Origin of the sequence: Thioalkalicoccus limnaeus, from assembly GCF_041197575.1 — a bacterium.
In the GTDB taxonomy this organism is placed as follows: domain Bacteria; phylum Pseudomonadota; class Gammaproteobacteria; order Chromatiales; family Chromatiaceae; genus Thioalkalicoccus; species Thioalkalicoccus limnaeus.
The window spans coordinates 36304-59748 of the sequence record NZ_JBDKXB010000012.1; the positions used below are offsets into that span (position 1 = coordinate 36304).

The window sequence follows — 23445 nt, forward strand, 5'->3', positions numbered from 1 at the left end:
GGTCAGTGCATCGGCGGCCGGGGATCGATCCGGCCATCCCCGGAACAAGGGCTCTCAATCAACGGGCGGTGCATACATGAGTCCACCCTGCGTCCACAGATGATTGAGGCCGCGCTCGATCCCGTGCGGCGCGAGGTGTCGCTCGAACAGCTCGCCGTAATTGCCCACGGCCCGGACTGCGCGCACCGACCAGCCCGGTACCATGGCCATCGCCTCACCGAGGAGCTTTTGATGCTCCTGGCCGGTGGCAAAGAATTGCACCGTATCACCGGCGGCGATCCGCTCATCCAGGTTGGCCTGCGTGACCCCGTCCTCCTCGGCGCGGATCAGCGCGAACAGGACCCAGCGCACGATCATCGCCCACCGCTCGTCGCCGCCCCAGATCGCGGGTCCCACCGGCTCCTTGGAGATCTGGTCAGGCAGGATGCGCCAGTTGCTCGCCCCGCCGGGGGCGCTGCTGCGCACGCTGGCGAGCTGGGCCCGATCGGACGACCAGGCCGCGCAGCGGCCGGCGAAGAAGGCCTCCCGGGCCGCGCTGACCGAGTCGAGCACGAGCGGCTCGATCTCGATCCCGAGACGCGTGGCCCAGCGCGACAGGTTGCGGCCGCTGGTAGTGCCCTTCACCACACAGATGGATGCACCGGCGAGCTCCGCCGCGCTGGCCACCGGCAACGCGGCCGGTACCATGAAGCCCTGACTGTCATAGAAGAGCACCGCCGGAAACCGCACCCCGATGATGGCCTCGCGGTGCAGCGTCCAGGTGGTATTGCGTGCGACCACATCGACCTTGCCGGCTTGCAACGCCGGAAAGCGCGCGGCGGCGCGCAGCGGTACGAAGCGAACCTTCTCCGGATCCTCCAACACCGCGGCCGCGAGCGCCCGGCAGAAATCCGCGTCCAGGCCCTGCCAGCGCCCGGCGGCGTCCGGCATGGAAAAGCCGGCAATCCCCTCGCTGACGCCGCAGTGCAGCATGCCGCGGGCACGTATGCCCTTGAGCACGTCGGCGGATGCGGTCGGCACAAGCATGAGCAGACCGCAGAGCAGCAGGGTCATTCGGGCGAGATCGAACCTCAGTCGACCAACAGGTTGTCGCATGGGACCTCCGAGGGGCCTTCTTGGTGCAAGGGGGGACACGCGGCATCATCCATCGAGGCCCTTCACGAGAAACGGAAATGCAATAAGCTGACCAAGGACCCGCTGGGCTTGGTGGCTCGTGCGCTCCGTCAGTGAAGGAAACGCGAGCGGGGTCGCGGTTCCGCCGACGCGGGTTTCGACACATCTCATCGCGTGGCGTCGGTCCCCGACATAAGCGAAGGGATTCAGGGGGCTGTGGTGGTTGTTTGCGTCGCAAGCGACAGTGTCCCCGGCCAATCGCCCGTCGTCCGTGTGGCCACGGGGGCCGGTCTCGATCGACTGGCGCTGCGAGTCGTCCTCCGACATGTCGGAGTTCCTCCATACCCCACGCGTGCGTTGCCGTGAACCTCCGCCGGTCATGTGGCTGCGTTCACCGATCATTGGCCCGCGGGTCGTGCCAGTCGCCGGCGGTGCGGGTATGGTCGCTGGGCGTCGAGGTTAGGGTGCGGCGAGATCCGGGCCGAGGACGCTCGACACGGACCGAACGATGGCGTGCCGGGGCTATTGCGAACCCGACGGAAAAGGCGCAGATTATTTGAGGTGGTGAACTCGAACCTCGTCAGGCGGCGGGTGCCTCCGATACCCTGACTTGCGATCGAGCCACCCAGCCCCAAGACAGACGGGGTCAAGGCAGGTTGCGGCCCTTTTCGTCGTCAATCCTGGCGAACGTCCAGGTTCGTGCGAGGTGCCCCGTGAAGCTCTTCCAGTCGATCTTCGGCCGTGGTGAAACGCGGGGGCATTATCCGGAATCGCTGATCGAGACGGCGATCGAGCGGGCTGTCGATGGGACCGACGCGCGCCTGCGGCACCTCCCCGGTTTTCGCCGGCGCTTGCGCCAACCGGTGATTCACGCCATCGACCATGTGGTGGCCTTGGTTGACGCGATCCCAGCCGCGATCCCGGCCGCGCGGGCCGATGTGAGTCGTGAGCCGCGGCTCGCCGCGCTCTTTGCGTCCGCTGACGCGATGCTCGAGGCCTTCGGGCAGGACCCGACACTGGCACGCTACTTGGCGAGCCCCGAGGGCCGCGGCAGCGAGGCCGTCACGACGCTGTTGCTTGCCGAGCGCATCGAGCGCAACATCCTCGGCCTCGACCTGGTCGGCGATCAGGTGCGCCGCGACGTCCCGCAAGTGGCCGTCAGCTTCACCGGGCACCGGTTGCTCGAACCTCAGGTCGACGAGGCGCAGACGCGCCGCTACCTGAAACGCCGTGCCTTCGACCATTTGCTGACCTTGGCCTTGGCGCGGATCGCCGAGGCCCGCGTCGAGAGGGCGGACCTGGCGCGGCAGCGCGACCTATTGAAGCAAAAACAGCGGACGCTGGAACGGTCGGGCTGGACCCTCGAGCCACGTCAGGATCAGGCCGCGGATCCAGTCGCCTTGATGGCCGAACTGGATCGCATCAGCGCGCAGCTCGACGCGCTGGGTGCGGATCAGGATGTCTTGCAGAACCATCTCGAGATCGTTGCTCATCTGCTCGACACGGCCGCTCGCCAGCTCTGGGCCGAGCCGCTGCGCCTGTGGCTCGATGCGATGAATATCCAGCGCGATGACCAGAACCCGGCGGCCCGTCCGATCGATCTCGCCGAACTGCACAATGCCCGTGGTCGGCGGGCCGTGATGCTGCCGCTGATCATCCGCCCCGGCGAACTGCCGGCACGCGAGGATTTCGTCGTGGCCGCCGAGCGGTACCTGCGATGAGTCTGGATGGTCAGGGCTCGGCCGGTCTGCTGTCGCTCAGCACCCGCGAGCGGTGGCGCGCGCCGCGCGCCGCCGCGATCGCCGGGATCCTCTTCTCGGTCCTGTTGGTCACGAGCCTGGTGCTGCTGCGCCATGCGGTCCCGGCCGATCCGTTGGAGGCCGGGGCTTGGCTCGAGACGCGCGCGGATCTGGTGAAGCTGGCGCTGAACCTGGTGCCATTCTCCGGCATCGCCTTCCTCTGGTTCGTCGGCGTGCTGCGCGACCGGCTCGGGGAGCGGGAGGACCGCTTGCTGGCGACGGTTTTTCTCGGCAGCGCGGTGCTGTTCCTTGCTATGCTTTTCCTGTCGGCGGCGGTCGCCGGAGGACTGATCATCGCCCATGCGGCGGAGCCGGAACGGCTCCTCGGATCCGAGTCCTTCACGGTCGCCCGCGCCATGACCTACGAGATCATGAACGTCTACGCGATCAAGATGGCCGGCGTCTTCATGATCGTGACCAGCACCGTGGTCCTGCGGACCGGGTTCATCGCCCGCTGGCTGGCGTTCGCCGGTTACGGTCTGGCCGCGTTGCTGCTGTTCAGCGGACGGCACCTCGAGGGGATCCTATTGGTCTTCCCCCTCTGGGTCTTCTCGGTCAGCGTCCACATCCTGATCGACAATCTGCGTGGTGTTGCGACAGACGACCATTCGACCAGGTCGATACCCTGATCCCGGTAACAGACGCCGCAGCCTCCCATCGCCCACCCGACCAGCGGGGGACCGAGCGGGAGCAGGGTCCGAACCTCCGGGTCGGTTCCTCCGCAACGGACTCCCGAATGCCCATGGAGAGCATCGCGATGGCCCGAGCCTGGTGCGAGGCTAAAACAGTATCCTCCGGCCAGGATGAGTTGGCCGCCGCGTTTGCCGAACGACTGGCCTTCGAGCAACTGCTCGGCAACCTGTCAGCGCTGTTCGCCGATCTGCCCGCTGAGCGCGTCGTCGACGAGATCGGACGTGCGCTGGCGCAACTGATCGAGCATCTTGGCTTCCACCGGGCCTCGTTTGCCGAGATCCGCGGCCAGGGCGAGCCCATCGAGGTCATCTGCTCCGCGGTGCGTGCCGGGTGTCAAGCCATGCCGACCGGGCCGGCCCCGGATCTCCCCTGGTACCTTGGCGAGCTGGCCGCGGGCCGCCTCGTCGTGCTGCCACGGATCCCGGAAGACTTGCCGCCGCAGGCCAGGGTCGAGGCCGAATACTGCCAGCGGGTGGGGTTGCGCTCGAATCTCGGCATCCCGCTGCGCGTTGGCGGCCGGGTTGCCGCTGCGATCACCTTTGCCGCGTTCCATCACACGCGACCCTTGCCGGGCGAGCTGGTCACGCGCCTCAAGATCGTCGGTGAGGTCTTTGCCCAGACCCTCGTGCGCAGCCGTCGCGATCGGGAGCTGACCGCCGCGCTAACCGAGATCCGGCAGTTGAAGGAGCGGCTCGAGGCCGAGAACGCCTATTTGCGCCATTCCTGCCACAAGCGGTCGGCTCCGGCGCTGACGAGCCGTTCGCCGCGCTTCAACCAGATCCTGGGCGAGATCGCCCAGGTCGCGCCGACCCGTTCGACGGTGCTGCTGCTCGGCGAGACCGGCACCGGCAAGGAGGTACTGGCCGACGCGATCCACGACCTCAGCGACTGCCGCCATCGGGCCATGATCAAGGTCAATTGCGCTGCTCTGCCCGCGTCGCTGATCGAGGCCGAGTTGTTCGGGCGGGAGAAGGGCGCCTACACCGGCGCGCTGGCACGCCAGATGGGCCGGTTCGAGCTCGCGGATGGCTCGACGCTGTTTCTCGACGAGATCGGGGAATTGCCGCTGGATCTGCAGACGAAGCTCCTGCGCGTGCTGCAGGACGGGTCGTTCGAGCGGGTGGGTGGCACGCACACGATTCGCGTCAAGGTGCGGCTGATCTCGGCGACCAATCGCGATCTGGAGCGCGCCGTCGAGGCGGGTAGTTTCCGCAAAGACCTCTACTATCGGTTGAATGTCTTCCCGGTGGCCGTACCGGCGTTGCGCGAGCGGTCCGAGGACATTCCGCTGCTGGCCTGGGAATTCGTCAAAGAGCTCAGCGAGGCGATGGGCAAGCCGATCGAGCGCATCGCTGAGGATTCGATGGCCGCGCTGCTGGCCTATTCGTGGCCGGGGAACGTGCGCGAGCTGCGAAATGTGATCGAACGGGCGATGATCCTCGCGCGCGGTCCGATCCTGAAGGTCTCGCTCGCGGTGGCGTCCGCCGCCGTCAAGGTGCCCGCCGACGGTCTCGAGGCGACCGAGCGTGCTCACATCCTTCGAGTCCTGGAGCAGACGCACTGGCGGATCCGTGGTGCCGGCGGGGCGGCCGAGCGCCTGGCGATCAAGCCAACGACGCTGGAGTCGCGCATGAAACGCTTGGGCATCAAGCGCGCCCATTCGGAGCCAAGCTCTTCGGGTTAGCGCAGCCTAACCGACATCGGGGCTCGGAGTCGCCTCCGAGGCGTCGTAGAAACTCTAAAGCTTCGGAGCACGCCCGCCGGTTCGGCCAGACGCGGCCCCTCGGCAAGGCCGTCGGCGAAGGAGGCCGCGACACATCCTCTCCATGGGGTTTCGGGCGACGCTAGTCATCGACGGCGCCGTGCGGCAGACTTCCTGCTCAAGACCTTACGCGCCGAGCATGACAGGGCCTCCCGGTCCCGCGCAGGCGCCTCGAAGACCGTACGGCAACCGTAATGCGCCGAGCGGCTCGACCTTTTCACCCGTGGCGGGCTTCTTGCCTCCAGGATTGGCATTGCGATCGCCACGCGTGCACCGATGCGCCACCTCTCGCCGCGCACCGACCTGGCTGGCCGTCACGCCCAAGCCCGCGGATGCGCGGCACCGGGACCATCCGCCGGCCGATTCAGCCTCGACCATCGGCCTAAAGACTCGTTGCATCTCGACGCAAGCCAGCCAGACAGGAAATGCCGCGAAACCGCATTGGAATAATCAATCGCCAGCTACAACGCCTTGTGCTTCATGGTCAGTGGCCGTCTAGAACTCGAAACTGAATCGTTACCGAGGAGAAACCCGATGGATGCAGTCCACTCGTCGCCCCTGTCGTCGGAACAGCTCGCGAAGATCGACGCCTACTGGCGTGCCTGCTGCTATCTCGCCGTCGGCATGATCTATCTGCGCGACAACCCGCTGCTCGAGGAGCCCCTGCGCGAGGAGCACTTGAAGCATCGCCTGCTTGGACACTGGGGGGCGAGCCCGGGGCTCTCCTTCATGTACGTGCATCTGAACCGGATCATCACCGCACATCAGCAGGAGGCGATCTTCCTGGCTGGGCCAGGGCATGGCGCACCGGGCGTGCTGGCGCCCGTCTATCTGGAGGGGACCTACTCCGAGGTTTACCCGGACAAGGGCGAAGACGAGGAAGGGCTGCGCCGCTTCTTCAAGCAGTTCTCCTTCCCCGGCGGGATCGGCTCGCACTGCACCCCGGAGACCCCAGGCTCCATCCACGAGGGCGGCGAGTTGGGCTACTCGATCTCGCATGCCTTCGGGGCGGCCTTCGATAACCCGGACCTGCTGGTCGCGGTGGCGGTCGGCGACGGCGAGGCCGAGACCGGCCCGCTGGCGACCTCCTGGCACTCGAACAAATTCTTGAATCCGATCCGCGACGGCGCGGTGCTGCCGATCCTGCATTTGAACGGCTACAAGATCAACAACCCCACGCTCCTCTCGCGCATCCCCAACGAGGAGCTGGCGAGCCTGTTCCGTGGCTATGGCTGGACCCCGCACTTAGTCGAGGGCGACGACCCCGAAACCATGCACCAGGCCATGGCCGCGACGCTCGACGCCTGCCTTGCCGAGATCCGCGCCTTCCAGCAAGCGGCCCGCGCCAGCGGCCAGGCGACCCGCTGCCATTGGCCGATGATCGTGCTGCGCACGCCCAAGGGCTGGACCGGCCCGGCCGAGGTCGACGGCCACAAGGTCGAGGGCTTCTGGCGCGCCCATCAGGTGCCTCTGTCCGGGATGCACAATAACCCGGCGCACTTGAAACAGCTCGAGGACTGGATGCGCAGCTACCGACCCGAGGAGCTGTTCGATGCGACCGGCCGGCTGATTCCCGAGCTCAAGGCCCTGGCCCCCCAGGGGCCGCTGCGGATGAGCGCAAGCCCCCACGCCAACGGCGGGCTCTTGCGTCGCGACCTGCGGATGCCCGACTTCCGCGACTATGCCCTGGCCGTCCCCGAGCCCGGCAAGCTCCGTGCGTTCAACACCAAGCCGACCGGCGCGCTGCTGCGCGACGTCATGGCCAAGAACATGGACAACTTCCGCGTCTTTGGCCCGGATGAGAACAGCTCCAACAAGCTGGATTCCGTCTATGAGGTCAGCAAGAAGCTCTGGCTCTGCGACTACCTGCCCGAGGATGCCGACGGCGGCGAGCTCTCACCGGACGGCCGGGTGCTGGAGATGCTCTCGGAGCACACGCTGGAAGGCTGGTACGAGGGCTATGTGCTGACCGGCCGGCACGGGTTCTTCGCGACCTACGAGGCCTTCGTCCACGTCATCGACTCGATGTACAACCAGCACGCCAAGTGGCTCGCCATCTGCGAGGAGATCCCCTGGCGGGCGCGGATCTCCTCGCTCAACCTCTTGATCACCTCAACGGTCTGGCGCCAGGACCACAACGGCTTCACGCACCAGGACCCGGGCTTCCTCGACGTGGTCGTCAACAAGAACCCGGAGGTCACGCGCATCTACCTGCCGCCGGACGTCAACTGCCTCCTCTCGACCGTGAGCCACTGCCTGCAGAGCCGCGACGACATCAACGTGATCGTCTGCGACAAGCAGAGCCACCTCCAGTATCTCGACATGGACGCGGCGATCAAGCACTGCACCAAGGGCATCGGCATCTGGGACTGGGCGAGCAACGACCAGGGGGCGGAGCCCGATGCCGTGCTGGCCGGCTGCGGCGACATCCCGACCAAGGAGGCCCTGGCCGCCACCGCGCTGCTGCGCGAGCACTTCCCGGACATCAAAATCCGCTTCATCAATGTCGTCGACCTCTTCAAGCTCCAGCCGGCCGGCGAGCACCCGCACGGCCTCTCCGACCAGGACTTCGACAGCCTCTTCACGAAGGACAGGCCCATCATCTTCAACTTCCACGGCTATCCCTGGCTGATCCATCGGCTCGCCTACCGCCGCACCAACCACAACAACCTGCATGTGCGCGGCTACAAGGAAAAGGGCAACATCAACACGCCGCTTGAGCTCGCGATCAGCAACGAGATCGACCGCTTCAGCCTCGCGATCGACGTCATCAACCGGGTACCGCGGCTCCAGGTGGCCGGCGCGCACGTCAAGGAGCGGCTACGCGACATGCAGATCGAGTGCCGCCAGTACGCCTACGAGCACGGCATCGACAAGCCCGACGTCGACGACTGGACCTGGCCCCTGTGAGCCACATCAACCCGAGGGCACCCAATGTCGGAGCCACGCGATCCACGAACCGTCAGCCTGGCCGATGAGGAGGGCGTCAAGCGGATACTGATCGACACCCTCTTCGGCCTCTGGAGCCTGGTCAACAACCTGACCCGACTGCGCCCGTCGAAGCGCGAGCGCTACCGGGTCACCATCTTCGGCTCGGCGCGCACCCAGCCGGGTCATTGGGTCTACGACGAGGTGAAGCGCTTGGCGGCCGAGTTGGCCGCCCTGGATTGCGATATCGTGACCGGCGGCGGCCCCGGCCTGATGCAGGCGGCCAACGAGGGCGCCCGGTCGAGCGCCGCCGGCGAACGGGCCCAGAGCGTCGGCATCCGGGTCGATCTGCCGTTCGAGCAGGAGGTGAACCCCTTCGTGCAGGAGGCTTACGAGCATCAGACCTTCTTCACGCGGCTGCACCATTTCGTGTTGCTGTCCGATGCCTATATCGTGGTGCCCGGTGGGATCGGCACCGTGCTCGAAACCATGCTGGTCTGGCAACTCCTGCAGGTGCGGCATCTGCGGGACACGCCGCTGATCCTGACCGGCAAGATGTGGAGCGAGCTGGTCGACTGGGCCGCGCGCTACATGCTGCGCCCAGGCTTCGAACTGGCCAACCCGGAGGATATGGCGATCCCCCGGTGCGTGACGGGTGCGGACGAGGCGATCGCGATCGTGCGCGAACATCATGCCCGGTGGCTTCAGAGCCAAACCCAGCAGCGAATCGGTGATTCCCCATCGTGCCAAGAGGACCGGCCATCATGAAGACCAATACACCCACGACGTCGCAAGGGGCTGCGGCGGTCGGCGCCACCGTGCGTGTCGGACTGGACCCCGCAGCGCTGCAACAAGGAATCGTCGATCACCTGCGCTATTCGATCGGGCAGCTGCCGGCCCTGGCGACGCCGGCCCACTATTATCGGGCACTGGCGCTGGCCGTGCGCGATCGACTACAGGACCGCTGGATCCGCACGACGGAGACCTACTTCGAACAGGAGCGCAAGCTCGCCTGCTATCTGTCGGCCGAATTTCTGCTGGGGCCGCACCTGGCCAACAACCTGCTGAACCTCGGCCTGGAGGAGGCCGCGCGCGGCGCCCTCGCCGCTCTCGGACAGGATCTGGACACCATCATCGACTGCGAACCGGAGCCGGGCCTGGGCAATGGTGGCCTCGGCCGGCTGGCCGCCTGTTATCTCGATTCGCTCGCGACCCTGGCCTATCCTGCGGTCGGTTATGGCATCCGCTACGAGTTCGGCATCTTCGCGCAACAGATCCGCGACGGCTGGCAGATCGAGCGGACCGACAAATGGCTGCACGCGGGCAACCCCTGGGAGATCGCGAAGCCCGACATTTGTTACGAGGTCAACTGGGGCGGCCACACCGAGACCTATGCCGACGAGGCCGGCCTTCAACGTGTCCGCTGGGTCCCGTTCCGGGTCGTCAAGGGGTTGGCTTACGACACACCGATCCAGGGGTTCGGCGTCGACACCTGCAACACCCTGCGGCTATGGAGCGCGGAGGCGGTCGAGTCGTTCGACTTCCAGGCCTTCAACACCGGCGATTACTTCGAGGCCGTGGAGGCGAAGCTCCGCTCCGAGACAGTCACCAAGGTGCTCTATCCGAACGACGAGCCGGCGATCGGTAAACGCCTGCGCCTGGCCCAGCAGTACTTCTTCGTCTCCTGTTCGCTGCAAGACATGCTCAGGATACTGGATCTGGCCGGGGTGCCGGTCGAGCGGTTCGCCGAGCGCTATGCCGTGCAGCTCAACGACACCCACCCATCGATCGGCGTCGCGGAACTGATGCGCCTGCTGATCGACGAGCGCCACCTCGACTGGGACCAGGCCTGGGCCATCACGGTCGCGGCCTTCGGCTACACGAATCACACCCTGCTCCCCGAGGCGCTCGAGACTTGGTCGCTGCCGTTGTTTCGCGAGTGTCTGCCGCGGCACTTGGAGATCATCTTCGAGATCAACCGCCGCTTCCTCGATCAGGTGCGTGCCCGGTTTCCCGGTGACGAGGCGCGGGTGGCACGGATGTCGTTGATCGGCGAAGTCGGCGACAAACAGGTGCGCATGGCCCACCTGGCCAGTGTCGGGAGCCACGCCATCAACGGGGTCGCGGCCCTGCATACCGACCTGCTCGAGAACAGCGTGCTCGCAGACTTCCACGAACTCTGGCCGGAACGCTTCAGCAACAAGACCAACGGCGTCACGCCACGCCGCTTCCTGGCCCTCGCGAATCCCGGGCTGCGAGCGCTGCTCGACCGGACCCTCGGCACAGATTGGCTGGTCGACCTCACCGCGTTGCGTCGCCTCGAGGCCCATATCGAGGACCCGGCCTTCCGGAGTGAATGGCGCGCGATCAAGCACGCCAACAAGCGGCGTTTGGCCGACTATATTGCGACCCAGACGGGCGTCGAGCTCGATCCGAACTGGCTGTTCGACATCCAGGTCAAGCGTATCCACGAGTACAAGCGCCAGCACCTGAATCTGCTGCACATCCTGACCCTCTACCGGCGGCTGAAGGCCGACCCCGGCCTTGGGATCCCGCCGCGCGCCTTCATCTTCGGCGGCAAGGCCGCGCCCGGTTATTTCCTGGCCAAGCGCATCATCAAGCTGATCAACGCGGTCGCCGGGACGATCAATGCCGACCCGGAGGTCAATGAGCGACTCAAGGTCGCGTTCGTACCCAATTTCAACGTCCGCAATGCCGAGCTGATCTATCCGGCCGCGGACCTGTCGGAACAGATCTCGACGGCCGGCAAGGAGGCCTCGGGTACCGGCAATATGAAGTTCATGCTCAATGGCGCGCTGACGATCGGAACGCTCGATGGCGCCAATGTCGAGATCCGTGAGCAGGTCGGCGACGAGAACTTCTTTCTCTTCGGTCTCACGGCCGACGAGGTGGCGCGGCTCCAGCGGCAAGGATACCGATCGGCCGATTGGCTCGACAGCCATGCCGAGCTCCGGGCGGTCCTCGACATGATCGGCAGCGGTCACTTCGCGAGCGGCGACAGCGAAGTCTTCCGGCCACTGGTCGAGAACCTCACCGACTCGGATCCGTTCCTGGTCCTCGCCGATTACGCCGCCTATGTCGCGTGTCAGGAACGGGTCGCAAGCGCCTGGAGCGATCCGGAACGTTGGACGCGCATGGCGATCCTGAACACGGCCCGCTGCGGCCGCTTCTCGTCGGATCGCGCGATCCGCGAGTACGCCGACGAGATCTGGGGCCTGCAACCGGTCGCCGTGTCGGCGCACATCGCGTGAGCTGCTGCCCGACCGCGGCCGGCACGGGCTCGGCGAGCTTTTGGCCACGGGCGATGCGCGGCCGAGACATTCGATCAAGATCCATTCGACCCATCAGCTGGAGGACGACATGACGCAAGCCTCGCATCAGGATGGCATCATCGCCGCCATCATCGACCGGTTCGAGAAGTTCCGTCTGCCACGGGCGCTCGACATCAAGGCGAAGGTCGACCGCGGCGAAAAGCTCGACGGCGCCGACATCGAGCACCTCGAAAACGTGATGCGGGACGCCGAGGACATCAAACGCTTCGTCGATCAACGCCCCGACCTACAACCGCTCTACATGCGTGCGATCGGGCTTTATCGGGAGATCACGAGCAAGGCGCTCGAGAACGAACAGGGTCCATGACCGCCCACGCGAGCCCCTGGACCGTGCCGACCGCGGTCCGCGTCGGGATCATGGGGTTCGTTGGTCGCGGTGCGTCGACCGAGACTGCGTCTCGGAACAGGCCCGCGTCGCGGATCGGCCGGCGGTGCGCGACGGGGCGCGTTTCGGACTTCTGCTGCGGATGATCGCGTCGATGAATGACAGCTCCCCGTTGCCTTGATATCAATCGTCCCGAAAGTCATCGGAGGCGGGTCGCGGCGACCGTCGGCGGGAGGGATCCCGCCGTCGAGCTGACAGGGACGTCCTTGCAGCGTGTCGCAGCGAGCCGTCTGCGATGACTTTTGCAACCCTCGATACCGGCCGAAGGGTACGCACCATGCCGCCTCCTCATCCCTCGTCATTCGTCGATCGCCTCGGACGCTTCGCCCCCGGGGTGCCGGATCTGATCCGCTATCGCCGGGCCGACCTGCCTCACGATCTGACCGCCGGTCTGGCGGTCGCCGCGGTGGCCCTGCCGGTCGGCGTTGCCTATGCGCAACTGGCTGGTTTCGATCCGGTCGTCGGGCTCTACTCGAGCATCCTGCCGCTGATCGCCTATGCGCTGTTCGGGACCTCCCGCCAGTTGATCGTCGGCCCGGATGCGGCGACCTGCGCGCTGATCGCCGCGGCCGTTGCGCCGATCGCCGCCGGCGACGCTGGGGCCTATGTCGCCCTTTCGGCGCTGCTTGCGCTGTTCGCCGGCTTGCTCTGCATCGCGGCCAGCTTCTTGCGGCTCGGGGCACTGGCGGATTTTCTGTCGCGGCCGATCCTGGTCGGTTTCCTGAACGGGATCGCGATCAGCATCGCGCTCGGCCAGGCCGGTAAGCTGTTCGGCTTCGATGTCGAGGACAAAGGCATCGTGCCCGTCGCGATCGAGGTCGCGACCAAGATCGCGCAGACCCACTGGCCGACACTGGCGGTGGCGGCGCTGGCCTTCGTGGTCCTGTTCTTGATGCCTCGATTCACGCGCAAGCTGCCGGCGGCGCTGGTGGCGATGGTCGTCGCCGGGGCCGTCGTCGCGGCGCTCGGGCTCGGCGAGGCCGGTGTCGCGACGCTCGGCGCGGTCCCGCCCGGTTTGCCGTCGCTGGGGCTTCCGGCGTCAACGCTCGAGTTGGCCGTCGCGCACCTCGATGAGCTGCTGGCCGCGGCGGCCGGTATCGCCCTGATCAGCTTCTCGAGCGCGATGCTGACCGCGCGCAGCTTCGCCGCCAAGAACCGCTACGACGTGGACGTCGACCGGGAATTCGCCGCGCTCGGTGCGGCCAACATCGCATCGGCCTTTTCGCAGGGCTTCGCGATCTCGGGTGCCGACTCGCGCACCGCGATGAGCGATGCGGCCGGTGGGCGAACCCGCGTCGCCGGGCTGTTCGCGGCCGCGAGCGTCGCGTTGGTGCTGCTGTTCCTGACTGGGCCGCTGCAATTCGTGCCGGTCGCGGCATTAGGGGCGGTGCTGATCATGGCGGCCCTGTCGCTGCTCGATCTCGGCTCGCTCAAACGCTTCTGGATCATGGATAAGTCGGAGTTCCTGCTGTCGATCGTCGCGACGCTCGGGGTGGTTTGGGTCGGTGCGATCCAGGCGATCCTGTTCGCCGTGCTGCTCGCGCTGCTGCGTTTCATCCATTTGGCCGCCCGCCCGCCGGCCGAGGTGCTTGGCAGTGTCTCCGGTGCCGGGTTTCATGCCCTCGGCCGCCATGCCGATGCCAGCACCGCGCCGGGCCTGATCCTGTTTCGTTTCAACGGCCCCTTGGTGTTCTTCAACGCCGCCTACTTCAAGCGCGAGGCCCTCGCCGCCGTCGACCGCGAGGGGGCCGGACTGCGTTGGTTCGTCCTCGACATGATCCCGCTGACGCAGTTCGATATCAGCGGCGTCGACGCGCTCGCCGACCTTCGGGCCGAATTGGCCGATCGCGGTGTCGAGTTGGTCTTCGCCGGGCGCTTCACCGAGATCAACGAATGGCTACGCGCTCGGGGCCTGCTCGACCGGATCAAGATCACGCGGCGCTTTTCGACACTGCGCCAGGCGCACCGGGCCTATCTCGCGATGGCGGGCGAGCATGCCGTCCCGACTGGACCGACCGACCGAGAGCAGCCCCCGGGGCCCTGATGCGCGCCGATCTGCCGCCTGATCGCCAGGGTGGCCGACGAGTGGACGAAGGATGGGGCGTGAGCAGCAAGGGAGGAAGGCTGTCTGCATCGTTCGGCTGCGTTGCGATCGGCGGCGTCGTGCCTTGACGCGCCCCGATGAGCGAGTGTGCGTGTGCCCATCATCCTGGGCCTGGACGACGGACACACCGGTCAGCAGCAGTAGCGCGAAGATCCGCATGGCTCCCGTGAAGCGCCGGTGCTCGTTTGACGCGTCATCCACGGCCGCAAACCAGTTAACCGGTGCCTGGTCGAGAGGTTTCATGCTACGGGTGGCCCCAACCAGAAGCGTTAGGGGCTCGCCGAGGATCCCAGGTCCGATGGCGCGGGCACCTCGCCGAGGCTCGCTCGCAGTTCATCCATCATGATATCGACCGAGTCGAGCCTGATGAAGCCCAGACGCGGATAGTCCAGATCCAGGATGAAATAGAGGGTGGCCGAGATCAGACCGGCGAAGATCAGCGTGTGGAAAAGATCCGGTCGCGGGGTCGCAGACTGCGCGCGGCCGGCCACGATACCGCTGAGGATTGCGATACCGAACAGGAACCAGAGGACCTGCGGGTGGACATGGATCCGGGCCGCCGCAAGACGGCTGTTGCTCAGGTCGAAGCTCTGGTTCAAGGCCGGCAGCAACAAGGTCGCGACTTGCGGTCGCCCGTCGCGTTCCACGGCGGCGACGGCCAAGGCCCAGATCTCGTCCTGCAACTCGACCGTGTCCTCGATGGTTCGCGCCAAGGCTTGCGGATCCCAGCTTTGTACCGCGACCCGGCGGAGTTGATCGACATAGCGCCGAAACAGGTCGCGGATCGGTGGCTGGTCCGCTGCAGTGAGCAGGTCTATCCGCAACCAGGCCGTTCCGAGGGCGTTGACCTGCTCGATCACCAGGTCGCGGCGATGCTGAAAGCGTGCGTCGGCGCCGGTAAAGGTGAAGGCCAGCAACAATCCGAGGAGCGCGAACACGGCGCCATCGACGGCTGTGGAGGAACCGCTCTTCTTCTCGCCAGCACGCACACCGGCGCGCCACCGTCCGATGGCGCGGCCCGCGAACTGGGCGACGATCAGGGAAAGGAATAGGCCAAGGGCGAGCAAGGCGGACTGGACGAGTGGATTGGAGAGCTGCATGGCGACGGCCATGATCCGGGTGAAGATGATGTGCGGCGATCTTATCAGAACGGTTAGCGAGGATTGCCATCGTCGAAGCATGAGGCAGGCGGGGGACCGGCCGCACGCGAGCCGCGCGCACGGCCGATCGACAGTGGTGCGCGGCTGGGGCTAAGATGAGGCACCGTTCAGGCCTCTCCGGCTCACACGGTCCCTGAACTCCATCGCGCCCGCAACAGAACAATGATGACGAAGGTTGCCTCCTCGGTGCGCGGGTGGCTTCCTCGCGACGCGTGTTCAACGGAGCTTCGTCTTGGATGGCGTTTCGTCGGTTCGGCGACGAAGCCCCGCTCGCCGACCGTCGCGCGGAACCCTCACGAAGACGTTCGAGAAAACCAATAACGACGGGATACCACCGACATGAAGATCGAGACCCTGGCCATCCATGCCGGCTACGCGCCTGACCCGACGACCAAGGCCGTGGCGACCCCCATCTACCAGACGACCTCATACGCGTTCGACGACACGCAGCACGGGGCCGACCTGTTCGACCTCAAGGTCCCGGGCAACATCTACACCCGGATCATGAACCCGACCAGCGATGTGCTCGAGAAGCGCGTCGCCGCGATGGAGGGCGGCGTCGCGGGTCTGGCCCTGGCCTCGGGCATGGCGGCGGTCACCTATGCGATCTTCACGATCGCGCAGGCCGGCGACAACATCGTCGCGACCTCGACGCTCTATGGTGGCACCTACAACCTGTTCGCGCACACCTTGCCGCGGCTCGGGATCCAGGTGCGGTTCGTGGCACCGAACGACATCGCCGGCATGGCCGCCCAGATCGATGCGAAGACCAAGGCGGTCTTCTGCGAATCGATCGGCAACCCGGCCGGCAATGTCGCGGACCTCGCGGCGATCGCCGAGATGGCCCACAGCCACGGGGTGCCGCTGATCGTCGACAACACGGTCCCGACGCCCTACCTGTGCCGGCCATTCGAACACGGCGGCGACATCGTGGTCCATGCGCTGACCAAATACATGGGCGGTCATGGTACGACGATCGGCGGGGCGCTGGTCGATTCCGGCCGGTTTCCGTGGGCGCAGCACGCCGAGCGGTTCCCGATGTTGAATGAACCGGACGTGTCTTACCATGGGGTCGTCTATACGGAGGCGCTCGGGCCGGCGGCCTACATCGGCCGCGCCCGCGTCGTGCCCTTGCGCAACATGGGTGCCGCGATCTCGCCCTTCAACAGCTTCCTGGTCCTGCAGGGGATCGAGACGCTGCCGGTCCGCATGGATCGCCACTGCGACAACGCGCTGGCGGTCGCCGAGTTCCTGAAGGGCCATCCGCGGGTCGCCTGGGTACGGTACGCCGGGCTGCCAAACAGCCCCGACTACCCACTGGTGCAGAAGTACATGGACGGGGCGCGGGCCAGCGCGATCCTGTGCTTCGGGATCCAGGGTGGTCGCGCGGCCGGCGCGCGCTTCATCGATGCGCTCGAACTCGCGGTTCGCCTGGTCAACATCGGCGATGCGAAGACGCTGGCCTGTCACCCGGCCACCACGACCCACCGCCAGCTGTCGCCCGAGGAGCTGGCAATGGCCGGTGTCTCCGAGGATCTGGTGCGGCTGTCGATCGGCTTGGAGCACATCGACGATATCCTGCTCGACCTCGATCAAGCCCTGGCCGCGGCCGCCTGATCGCGGACCGCGGACCGCGGACCGACCGGCGCCGGCGCGTCGCGCGGCGCGGTCCGCGGTGGTATGCTGCGCGCCCCATGGATCACGGCCTACCGTCCCCTCCCGATCCGACGCGCGGGCGTGCGCCAGTACGGCTCGTGCGTCGGGCCGCGCCGGGTGGCCTACTGCCTGGCGAGGTCGAGGCCTTATGTGAGCGGCTGTATCGGGTCCGGGGCGGAACCGAGGCCGACCTGTCGCTGGCCGGGCTGCATCCGTTCACGGACCTGGCCGGCATCGACGCGGCGGCCGAGCGACTCGCCGACCTGATCCAGCGCGGTGGGTCGATCCTCGTCGTCGGCGATTACGATGCCGATGGGGCCACCGGGAGCGCGCTCGCGGTGCTCGGTCTGCGTGCGCTCGGCGCGGCTCGGGTCGGTTACCTGATCCCGAGTCGGTTCGCCTTCGGCTACGGCCTGAGCCCGGCGGTCGTCGAGGTTGCCGCGCGAGAGCGCCCCGATCTGATCCTGACCGTCGACAACGGGATGGCCAGCCATGCCGGCGTCGCTCGCGCGAACGCGCTCGGCATCGCCGTGCTGATCACCGATCACCACTTGCCCGGCCCGGCGATGCCGGAGGCGGTGGCCGTCGTCAACCCGAACCGATCGGATTGCCCCTTCCCGAGCAAGCATCTCGCCGGGGTCGGCGTCGTCTTTTATGTCCTCGCGGCGACGCGGGCACGACTGCGCGGCTCGAACTGGTTTGGCGCGGCTCGCCCGGAGCCGAATCTCGCCGAGTGGTTGGACCTGGTCGCGCTCGGCACCGTCGCCGATGTCGTGACGCTCGATCGCAACAACCGGATCCTGGTCGAACAGGGCCTGCGGCGGATCCGCGCCGGCCGCGGTCGGCCGGGATTGCGGGCGCTGTTCGCGGTGGCCGGTCGCGACGCGGCGCGGATCACGGCGCGCGACCTGGCCTTTGCCGTGGCGCCGCGGCTCAATGCTGCGGGCCGGCTCACGGACATGAGTCTCGGCGTCGAGTGCCTGCTGACCGAGGATCCGGCCCAGGCGCTTGCGATGGCGCGCGAACTGGATCGGCTCAATGGCGAGCGCCGTCTGATCGAAGGCGAGATGAAGGACCAGGCCGAGGATCTGCTCGCGACCCTGTCGCTGGATGGCACCGAACCGCCCCCAGCGCTGTGTCTGTTCGCTCCCGGGTGGCACCAGGGCATCACCGGCCTGCTCGCGGCGCGGCTGCGCGAGCGGTATCACCGACCGGCCATCGCGTTCGGCGAGGCCAGCGACGGATCGCTGCGCGGTTCGGCGCGGTCGATCGAGGGCTTGCACATCCGTGATCTGATCGCCGCCGTCGATCGCGCGCACCCGGGCCTGATCGAACGCTTCGGTGGCCATGCGATGGCCGCGGGCTTGAGTCTGCCGCGGGCCGGATTCGAGAGCTTCCGCGAGGCCTTCGTCGATGTGGTCCGACACGAACTCGGCGAGACCGCGCCGGTGCGCGAACTGCTGTCGGACGGCGAGCTGCCCGGGGCAGGCCTGACGCTCGCGACCGCCGAACGCCTGCGCTTCGCCGGTCCATGGGGCAAGGGTTTTCCCGAGCCCTTGTTCGACGGTCCGTTCGAGGTTTTGGCGCGCCGCGTCGTCGGCGAGAAGCATCTGCGCCTGCGGGTCCGCGCGCCCGGTGGCTCGCCGATCGACGCGATCGGCTTTCAGCTCGCCGATCGGATCGCCGACATCGGCCCGGAAGCGCATCTCGCCTACCGTCTCGACGTCAACGACTACCAGGGACAAAGGACGCCACAACTGGTCGTCGAGCACCTGCCGTCGCCCCCCGGAGCCGAGTAGTTCGTCGGCTCCTCCTTTACCAGACCGCCCTGCGCCTGATATACCCTGAGTCCTTGACCAGGTCGTCGCCGCCCGAATCAGTCGCCTGACTCGTCACGCCACTGCTCGGGCAGATCTGGGCCGTTGCCGGAGCCGTGGCGGCCGAGGTCGATGTCCTGATTCCGGGGCGGCGCCCGGCGACATCCGAGCGCTTCCTACTCACGCGGAGGACATACGATCGATACCCGAGAAAGAACAGTGGATATGGATCCGATTCCAGAGGGTCCGAGCAAGAGCCAGATCAAGCGAGAACACCTGGCATTGCAGCAGTTGGCGGAGCGGCTGGCTGCGATGCCGCGCGCTGAACTCGAGCGTCTGGGACTGAGCGAGGCGACCTGGGAGGCGCTTGATGAGACAGCCCGGATCAAGGATCTGCGCGCGCGCAGGCGTCACTGGAAACGCATCGCGAACCTGCTCGAGCGGGATGAGCAGGAGGCCGTCCGGGCATTGGTCGAACAGAAGGCCGAGCACGAGCGCGCGGCGGCGGCCCGACATCATCAGGTCGAGCACTGGCGGGCGCGCCTGATCGGCGAGGGCGACATGGCGCTCAGCGAATTCTTGACCCTGCACCCCCAGACCGATCGTCAGCGGTTGCGGCAACTGGTGCGGGCCGCACAGCGCGATACCGAGCGTGAGCGGCCGGATGCTCCCCGAAAACTGTTCCGTTTTCTGCGCGAAATCCTCGCCGAGGCCGTCGATTGATGGTGCCGCGCCCGCCTTTCAGTTCGCGCGAGGAGGCGTTCGGCTCGTCGTCCAGCGCCGTGAGGCGGCGTAGAACGCCCAGTCTACTTGACGACTCGCGGCCCTGTGCTCACGGCAAAGTGTCGTGATAAAGAGTTGACAGAACCAATGGATCAATCCGCAGTGCCCGCTGTTATCCTGTACCGTTTCGCTAGCCGGTCCTGCTCCCGTACCCGACCCTGTCGCAACAGCGGGGTAACCGGGCCGAGCGGCCAGGACGACCACCGAGCGAGTCAGCGATGAGTGCCAATCGACCCGTCTTCTTGGAACTAACCCGGATCAAGCTGCCGGCGACCGGTATCGCGTCGATCCTGCACCGGATCAGCGGCCTGTTGCTGGTCGTGACCATCCCCGTCGCGGCCAGCCTGCTCGGCCTGTCACTGTCCGGCCCGGAGGGTTTCGCGTTGGTGGCTGACTGGCTCGGCCACTGGTTCGCGACCCTTGTGCTGTTCGTGCTCGCCTGGTCACTGTTCCATCATCTGCTCGCCGGCATCCGGCACCTGGTGCTCGATCTCGGGTTAGGTCTCGAACGGGCTGCGGCCCGCCAGAGCGCCTGGACCGTCATCGCCGCGGCACTGGCGCTGGTCGTCATCGGAGGGATTGCGCTATGAGCCGACAGGCCTCGGGGCTCAAGGCTTGGCTCGTGCAGCGGATCACGGCCATCTACCTGGGTCTCTTCTGTTCCTATCTGGTCCTGCACTTCGCGATCGCCGCACCGGCCGATTACGCGGCCTGGCGGGCCTGGGTCGCCCAGCCGCTGGTCAGTCTCGGCTGGCTGCTGTTCATCCCGGTGCTTCTCGCCCACGCCTGGGTGGGCCTGCGCGACGTGCTGATGGACTACGTGAAACCAATCGGCCTGCGCGTCGCGCTGCTGTCGCTCACCGCGCTGGTTTTTCTTGCATCCGGGTTGTGGGCGGTCAGGGCGATCATCCTGGCCGGTCTGGAGGGGTAACGAGGCGATGCCAATCGCAACACGACATTTCGACGCCTTGATCCTCGGTGCCGGCGGGGCCGGCCTCAATGCGGCGCTGCGCCTCGCCGGCGCCGACGCGCGCGTGGCCGTCGTCTCCAAGGTGTTCCCGACCCGGTCACACACAGTGGCCGCGCAGGGCGGCGTCAACGCCGCGCTCGCCAATGTGCTGCCGGACAACTGGCACTGGCACATGTTCGATACCGTCAAGGGGTCCGACTATCTCGGCGACCAGGATGCGATCGAGTACATGTGTCGGGAGGCGATCCCGACCGTCTACGAGCTCGAACACGCCGGCGTGCCCTTCTCGCGGCTCGACGACGGGCGCATCTACCAGCGCGCCTTCGGCGGTCAGAGCCAGGATTTCGGCGGCGCCCAGGCGGCGCGCACCTGCGCCGCGGCCGACCGGACCGGCCACGCGATCCTGCACGCGCTGTACCAGCAGAACCTTCGGGCACGCACCCACTTCTTCGACGAGTTCTTCGCGATCGACCTGCTGCGCGACGACGAGGGCTGCGTGCTCGGCGCCCTGGTCCTGGAGATCGAGACTGGCGAGCCCTTGATCATCGCGTCGAAGACGACGCTGATCGCGACTGGCGGTTACGGCCAGGTCTATCGCACGACGACCAATGCCTACATCAACACCGGCGACGGCATGGCGATGGCGCTGCGCGTCGGCGTGCCGCTGATGGACATGGAGTTCTTCCAATTCCACCCGACCGGGGTCGCCGGCAAGGGCATGTTGATCACCGAGGGCGCGCGCGGCGAAGGCGGCTATCTGGTCAATGCGCGCGGCGAGCGATTCATGGAGCGCTATGCGCCCCGGGCGCTGGACCTCGCGAGCCGCGATGTCGTCAGTCGTGCCATCGCGACCGAGGTCCGCGAGGGCCGCGGTTGTGGCGAGCAGGGCGACCATGTGCTGCTGAAACTCGATCATCTCGGTCAGGACATCGTCGCTCGGCGTCTGCCAGGGATCCGCGACATTTGTCGAACCTTCGTCGGTATCGATCCGGCCGCCGAGCCGATACCCGTGTTTCCGACTGCCCACTATGCGATGGGGGGGATCCCGACCGATCGCCATGCTCGCGTCGTCGCGCCGGTGCGGCACGGCCCCGAGGAGCCGGTCCCGGGTCTCTACGCCGCCGGCGAGTGCGCGTGCGTCTCGGTGCATGGCGCCAACCGGCTCGGTGGCAATTCACTGCTCGACATCCTGGTCTTCGGGCGCGCCGCGGGTCACGATATCCTGCGCTATCTGAAGGAGAATCCGAACCACCGGCCGATCACCGACAGCATCCTCGCTCCGGCGATGGCTCGGCTCGAACGCTGGCAGCGACAAGGCGATGGCGAACCGGTTCACGTCGTCAAGGCCGATCTGCGCAAGCTGATGGAGGACCATTGCGGCGTCTTCCGAACCGAGGAGGTCATGGCCGAGGGGGTCGAGAAGCTCGCCGCGCTGCGCGAGCGCATCGAGCAGGCACGCCTGCACGACCATAGTCGGACCTTCAACACGGCACGCATCGAGGCGCTCGAGCTCGACAACCTGGTCGACGTCGGCATGGCTACGCTGCGTTCGGCCTTGTATCGCCAGGAGAGCCGCGGCGCCCACTCGCGTGTGGATTATCCGGAGCGCGATGACCAGAACTGGTTACGGCACAGTCTGTATTTCCGCGATGGCGACCGCATGGACTCGAAACCCGTGCGCACCAAGCCGCTGTCCGTCGACAGTTTCCCGCCGAAGGAGCGGGTCTATTAGCGGGCTTCCGCTTCGTCGCGTTCGTCATTTGGCCCCGCTCCCGGTTCGTCGGCCGCCGCTCAGAGCCGGGGCGATCGGGGTCGGTTTCCCAGGTATCGGTTATGAAACTGCGCGTCTATCGCTACAACCCGGACAAGGATCAGCGGCCTTACATGCAGGCGTTCGAGGTCAAGGCGACCCAGGGCATGATGCTGCGCGAGGCCTTGCTCGAGATCAAGAAGCAGGATGAGAGCTTCGCATTCCGCCACTCGTGCGGCGAGGGCGTCTGTGGCTCCGACGGCCTGAACGTCAACGGGCGAAACCAGCTCGCCTGCATCACGCCGGTCGCCGATCTGAAGGAGCCGATCGAGGTGCGGCCGCTGCCCGGGCGGCCGGTGATCCGTGATCTTGTCGTCGACATGAGCCAGTTCTACGAGCAATACCGGAACGTCAAGCCCTACCTGGTGCGCGAGGATCCGCTGCCGGAGGCCGAGATCCGGCAATCGCCGGCCGAGCGCGATCGCCTCGATGGACTCTACGAGTGCATCCTGTGCGCCTGCTGCTCGACCGCCTGCCCGTCCTTCTGGTGGAACCCGGAGAAGTTCCACGGACCGGCCGCGCTGCTGCAAGCCTGGCGGTTCCTTGCCGACAGCCGCGACCAAGCGACCGACGCGCGGCTCGATGCCCTAGAGGGTCCCTACAAGCTGTTTCGCTGCCACACGATCATGAATTGCGTCGATGTGTGCCCGAAGGGGCTGAATCCAACCCGGGCGATCGGACGCATCAAGGAACTGATGCTCGAGAAGGGCCTGTGACGGATACGACCCGAGCCGTCGATCGCGATCTCCAGCGCCTGCGCTGGCAATGCCGGCGCGGCATGCTGGAACTCGATCTGCTGTTCGAGCGTTTTCTCGATCTGGGTTACGCGGGGCTCGATGCGGCGGCGCGGGCGGACTTCGAACGCTTGCTCCGCGAGCCCGATCAGATGCTGCACGATTGGCTGATGCAGAAATCGGCACCGGACGACGAGGCCCTTAGGGCCATGGTGGCGCGGATCCTGGCCACTGTGGTACCGATTCGCCCAGGGTAGAGAGGTCCGGAGACCAACGGGGCGCAGCCGGTTCGCGATCGGTGACGGGCGAAGCCGGTCAAGGGGCTGGGGTCGTCCACAATAGGTCGCTCCACTCTCAGCGTATCGGAGACGCGGACCC

General features: G+C 66.7%; 18 protein-coding genes. 16 read left to right on the plus strand and 2 right to left on the minus strand.

Annotated features, from left to right (window positions below):
• Nucleotides 1–54: 54 nt before the first annotated feature.
• Complete coding sequence (locus ABC977_RS10500; RefSeq protein ID WP_369667214.1) at nucleotides 55–1053, minus strand: amino acid ABC transporter substrate-binding protein; 999 nt, start codon at nucleotides 1051–1053, stop codon at nucleotides 55–57.
• Nucleotides 1054–1826: 773 nt separating this feature from the next.
• Between ABC977_RS10500 and ABC977_RS10505 the strand changes: the two genes are divergently transcribed.
• The 8 genes from ABC977_RS10505 (at nucleotide 1827) to ABC977_RS10540 (ending at nucleotide 14077) form a co-directional block, all read left to right on the plus strand.
• Nucleotides 1827–2834 carry a hypothetical protein gene (locus tag ABC977_RS10505; RefSeq protein ID WP_369667215.1) on the plus strand — a complete coding sequence of 336 codons (1008 nt, stop codon included), beginning with the start codon at nucleotides 1827–1829 and terminating at the stop codon, nucleotides 2832–2834.
• Entirely contained in the window at nucleotides 2831–3541 is a 711-nt protein-coding gene (locus tag ABC977_RS10510; RefSeq protein ID WP_369667216.1) for a hypothetical protein, read from the plus strand. Before ABC977_RS10505 ends, ABC977_RS10510 begins: the two co-directional genes overlap by 4 nt.
• 107 nt (nucleotides 3542–3648) lie before the next feature.
• Nucleotides 3649–5289 carry a sigma 54-interacting transcriptional regulator gene (locus tag ABC977_RS10515; protein ID WP_369667217.1) on the plus strand — a complete coding sequence of 547 codons (1641 nt, stop codon included), beginning with the start codon at nucleotides 3649–3651 and terminating at the stop codon, nucleotides 5287–5289.
• A 612-nt stretch (nucleotides 5290–5901) separates the two neighbouring features.
• A complete protein-coding gene (locus tag ABC977_RS10520) occupies nucleotides 5902–8277 on the plus strand; it encodes a phosphoketolase family protein (RefSeq protein ID WP_369667218.1) in 2376 nt (791 codons plus the stop codon).
• 24 nt (nucleotides 8278–8301) lie between these two features.
• On the plus strand, nucleotides 8302–9063 hold the full coding sequence (locus tag ABC977_RS10525; protein WP_369667219.1) for an LOG family protein: 762 nt from the start codon (nucleotides 8302–8304) through the stop codon (nucleotides 9061–9063).
• Nucleotides 9060–11567 carry a glycogen/starch/alpha-glucan phosphorylase gene (locus ABC977_RS10530; RefSeq protein ID WP_369667220.1) on the plus strand — a complete coding sequence of 836 codons (2508 nt, stop codon included), beginning with the start codon at nucleotides 9060–9062 and terminating at the stop codon, nucleotides 11565–11567. Before ABC977_RS10525 ends, ABC977_RS10530 begins: the two co-directional genes overlap by 4 nt.
• A gap of 109 nt (nucleotides 11568–11676) precedes the next feature.
• A complete protein-coding gene (locus ABC977_RS10535) occupies nucleotides 11677–11955 on the plus strand; it encodes a hypothetical protein (RefSeq protein ID WP_369667221.1) in 279 nt (92 codons plus the stop codon).
• A gap of 313 nt (nucleotides 11956–12268) precedes the next feature.
• Nucleotides 12269–14077, plus strand: coding sequence for a SulP family inorganic anion transporter (locus ABC977_RS10540; protein WP_369667222.1), 1809 nt, complete (start codon nucleotides 12269–12271; stop codon nucleotides 14075–14077).
• Between the two features lie 329 nt (nucleotides 14078–14406).
• Here the strand turns inward: ABC977_RS10540 and ABC977_RS10545 are convergent, their stop codons facing one another.
• On the minus strand, nucleotides 14407–15237 hold the full coding sequence (locus tag ABC977_RS10545) for a bestrophin-like domain (RefSeq protein ID WP_369667223.1): 831 nt from the start codon (nucleotides 15235–15237) through the stop codon (nucleotides 14407–14409).
• A gap of 399 nt (nucleotides 15238–15636) precedes the next feature.
• On the opposite strand from ABC977_RS10545, the gene ABC977_RS10550 reads away from it, so the two are divergent.
• From ABC977_RS10550 to ABC977_RS10585, 8 genes are all read left to right on the plus strand, one after another.
• The gene (locus ABC977_RS10550; protein ID WP_369667224.1) at nucleotides 15637–16914 is read left to right on the plus strand and encodes an O-acetylhomoserine aminocarboxypropyltransferase/cysteine synthase family protein; all 1278 of its coding nucleotides are present in this window, start codon (nucleotides 15637–15639) and stop codon (nucleotides 16912–16914) included.
• 77 nt (nucleotides 16915–16991) lie between these two features.
• The gene (gene recJ / locus ABC977_RS10555; RefSeq protein ID WP_369667225.1) at nucleotides 16992–18752 is read left to right on the plus strand and encodes a single-stranded-DNA-specific exonuclease RecJ; all 1761 of its coding nucleotides are present in this window, start codon (nucleotides 16992–16994) and stop codon (nucleotides 18750–18752) included.
• A 243-nt stretch (nucleotides 18753–18995) separates the two neighbouring features.
• On the plus strand, nucleotides 18996–19493 hold the full coding sequence (gene yjgA / locus ABC977_RS10560; protein ID WP_369667226.1) for a ribosome biogenesis factor YjgA: 498 nt from the start codon (nucleotides 18996–18998) through the stop codon (nucleotides 19491–19493).
• 278 nt (nucleotides 19494–19771) lie between these two features.
• A complete protein-coding gene (gene sdhC / locus ABC977_RS10565; protein WP_369667227.1) occupies nucleotides 19772–20143 on the plus strand; it encodes a succinate dehydrogenase, cytochrome b556 subunit in 372 nt (123 codons plus the stop codon).
• Entirely contained in the window at nucleotides 20140–20484 is a 345-nt protein-coding gene (sdhD, locus tag ABC977_RS10570; protein WP_369667228.1) for a succinate dehydrogenase, hydrophobic membrane anchor protein, read from the plus strand. Before sdhC ends, sdhD begins: the two co-directional genes overlap by 4 nt.
• A 7-nt stretch (nucleotides 20485–20491) precedes the next feature.
• Nucleotides 20492–22255: a succinate dehydrogenase flavoprotein subunit gene (gene sdhA, locus ABC977_RS10575; protein ID WP_369667229.1), complete on the plus strand. Its 1764-nt coding sequence runs from the start codon at nucleotides 20492–20494 to the stop codon at nucleotides 22253–22255.
• Between the two features lie 101 nt (nucleotides 22256–22356).
• Nucleotides 22357–23049 carry a succinate dehydrogenase iron-sulfur subunit gene (locus tag ABC977_RS10580; RefSeq protein WP_369667230.1) on the plus strand — a complete coding sequence of 231 codons (693 nt, stop codon included), beginning with the start codon at nucleotides 22357–22359 and terminating at the stop codon, nucleotides 23047–23049.
• Entirely contained in the window at nucleotides 23046–23324 is a 279-nt protein-coding gene (locus tag ABC977_RS10585) for an FAD assembly factor SdhE (RefSeq protein WP_369667231.1), read from the plus strand. The genes ABC977_RS10580 and ABC977_RS10585 overlap by 4 nt, the downstream gene beginning before the upstream one ends.
• Nucleotides 23325–23445: the final 121 nt, after the last annotated feature.

Excerpts from the sequence above, each read along its gene's own strand:
- ABC977_RS10500 (WP_369667214.1), bottom strand. The coding sequence starts at position 1,053 with ATGACCCTGCTGCTCTGCGGTCTGCTCATGCTTGTGCCGACCGCATCC.
- ABC977_RS10510 (WP_369667216.1), top strand. The coding sequence starts at position 2,831 with ATGAGTCTGGATGGTCAGGGCTCGGCCGGTCTGCTGTCGCTCAGCACC.
- ABC977_RS10515 (WP_369667217.1), top strand. The coding sequence starts at position 3,649 with ATGCCCATGGAGAGCATCGCGATGGCCCGAGCCTGGTGCGAGGCTAAA.
- ABC977_RS10520 (WP_369667218.1), top strand. The coding sequence starts at position 5,902 with ATGGATGCAGTCCACTCGTCGCCCCTGTCGTCGGAACAGCTCGCGAAG.
- ABC977_RS10525 (WP_369667219.1), top strand. The coding sequence starts at position 8,302 with ATGTCGGAGCCACGCGATCCACGAACCGTCAGCCTGGCCGATGAGGAG.
- ABC977_RS10530 (WP_369667220.1), top strand. The coding sequence starts at position 9,060 with ATGAAGACCAATACACCCACGACGTCGCAAGGGGCTGCGGCGGTCGGC.
- ABC977_RS10535 (WP_369667221.1), top strand. The coding sequence starts at position 11,677 with ATGACGCAAGCCTCGCATCAGGATGGCATCATCGCCGCCATCATCGAC.
- ABC977_RS10540 (WP_369667222.1), top strand. The coding sequence starts at position 12,269 with ATGACTTTTGCAACCCTCGATACCGGCCGAAGGGTACGCACCATGCCG.
- ABC977_RS10545 (WP_369667223.1), bottom strand. The coding sequence starts at position 15,237 with ATGCAGCTCTCCAATCCACTCGTCCAGTCCGCCTTGCTCGCCCTTGGC.
- ABC977_RS10550 (WP_369667224.1), top strand. The coding sequence starts at position 15,637 with ATGAAGATCGAGACCCTGGCCATCCATGCCGGCTACGCGCCTGACCCG.
- recJ (WP_369667225.1), top strand. The coding sequence starts at position 16,992 with ATGGATCACGGCCTACCGTCCCCTCCCGATCCGACGCGCGGGCGTGCG.
- yjgA (WP_369667226.1), top strand. The coding sequence starts at position 18,996 with ATGGATCCGATTCCAGAGGGTCCGAGCAAGAGCCAGATCAAGCGAGAA.
- sdhC (WP_369667227.1), top strand. The coding sequence starts at position 19,772 with ATGAGTGCCAATCGACCCGTCTTCTTGGAACTAACCCGGATCAAGCTG.
- sdhD (WP_369667228.1), top strand. The coding sequence starts at position 20,140 with ATGAGCCGACAGGCCTCGGGGCTCAAGGCTTGGCTCGTGCAGCGGATC.
- sdhA (WP_369667229.1), top strand. The coding sequence starts at position 20,492 with ATGCCAATCGCAACACGACATTTCGACGCCTTGATCCTCGGTGCCGGC.
- ABC977_RS10580 (WP_369667230.1), top strand. The coding sequence starts at position 22,357 with ATGAAACTGCGCGTCTATCGCTACAACCCGGACAAGGATCAGCGGCCT.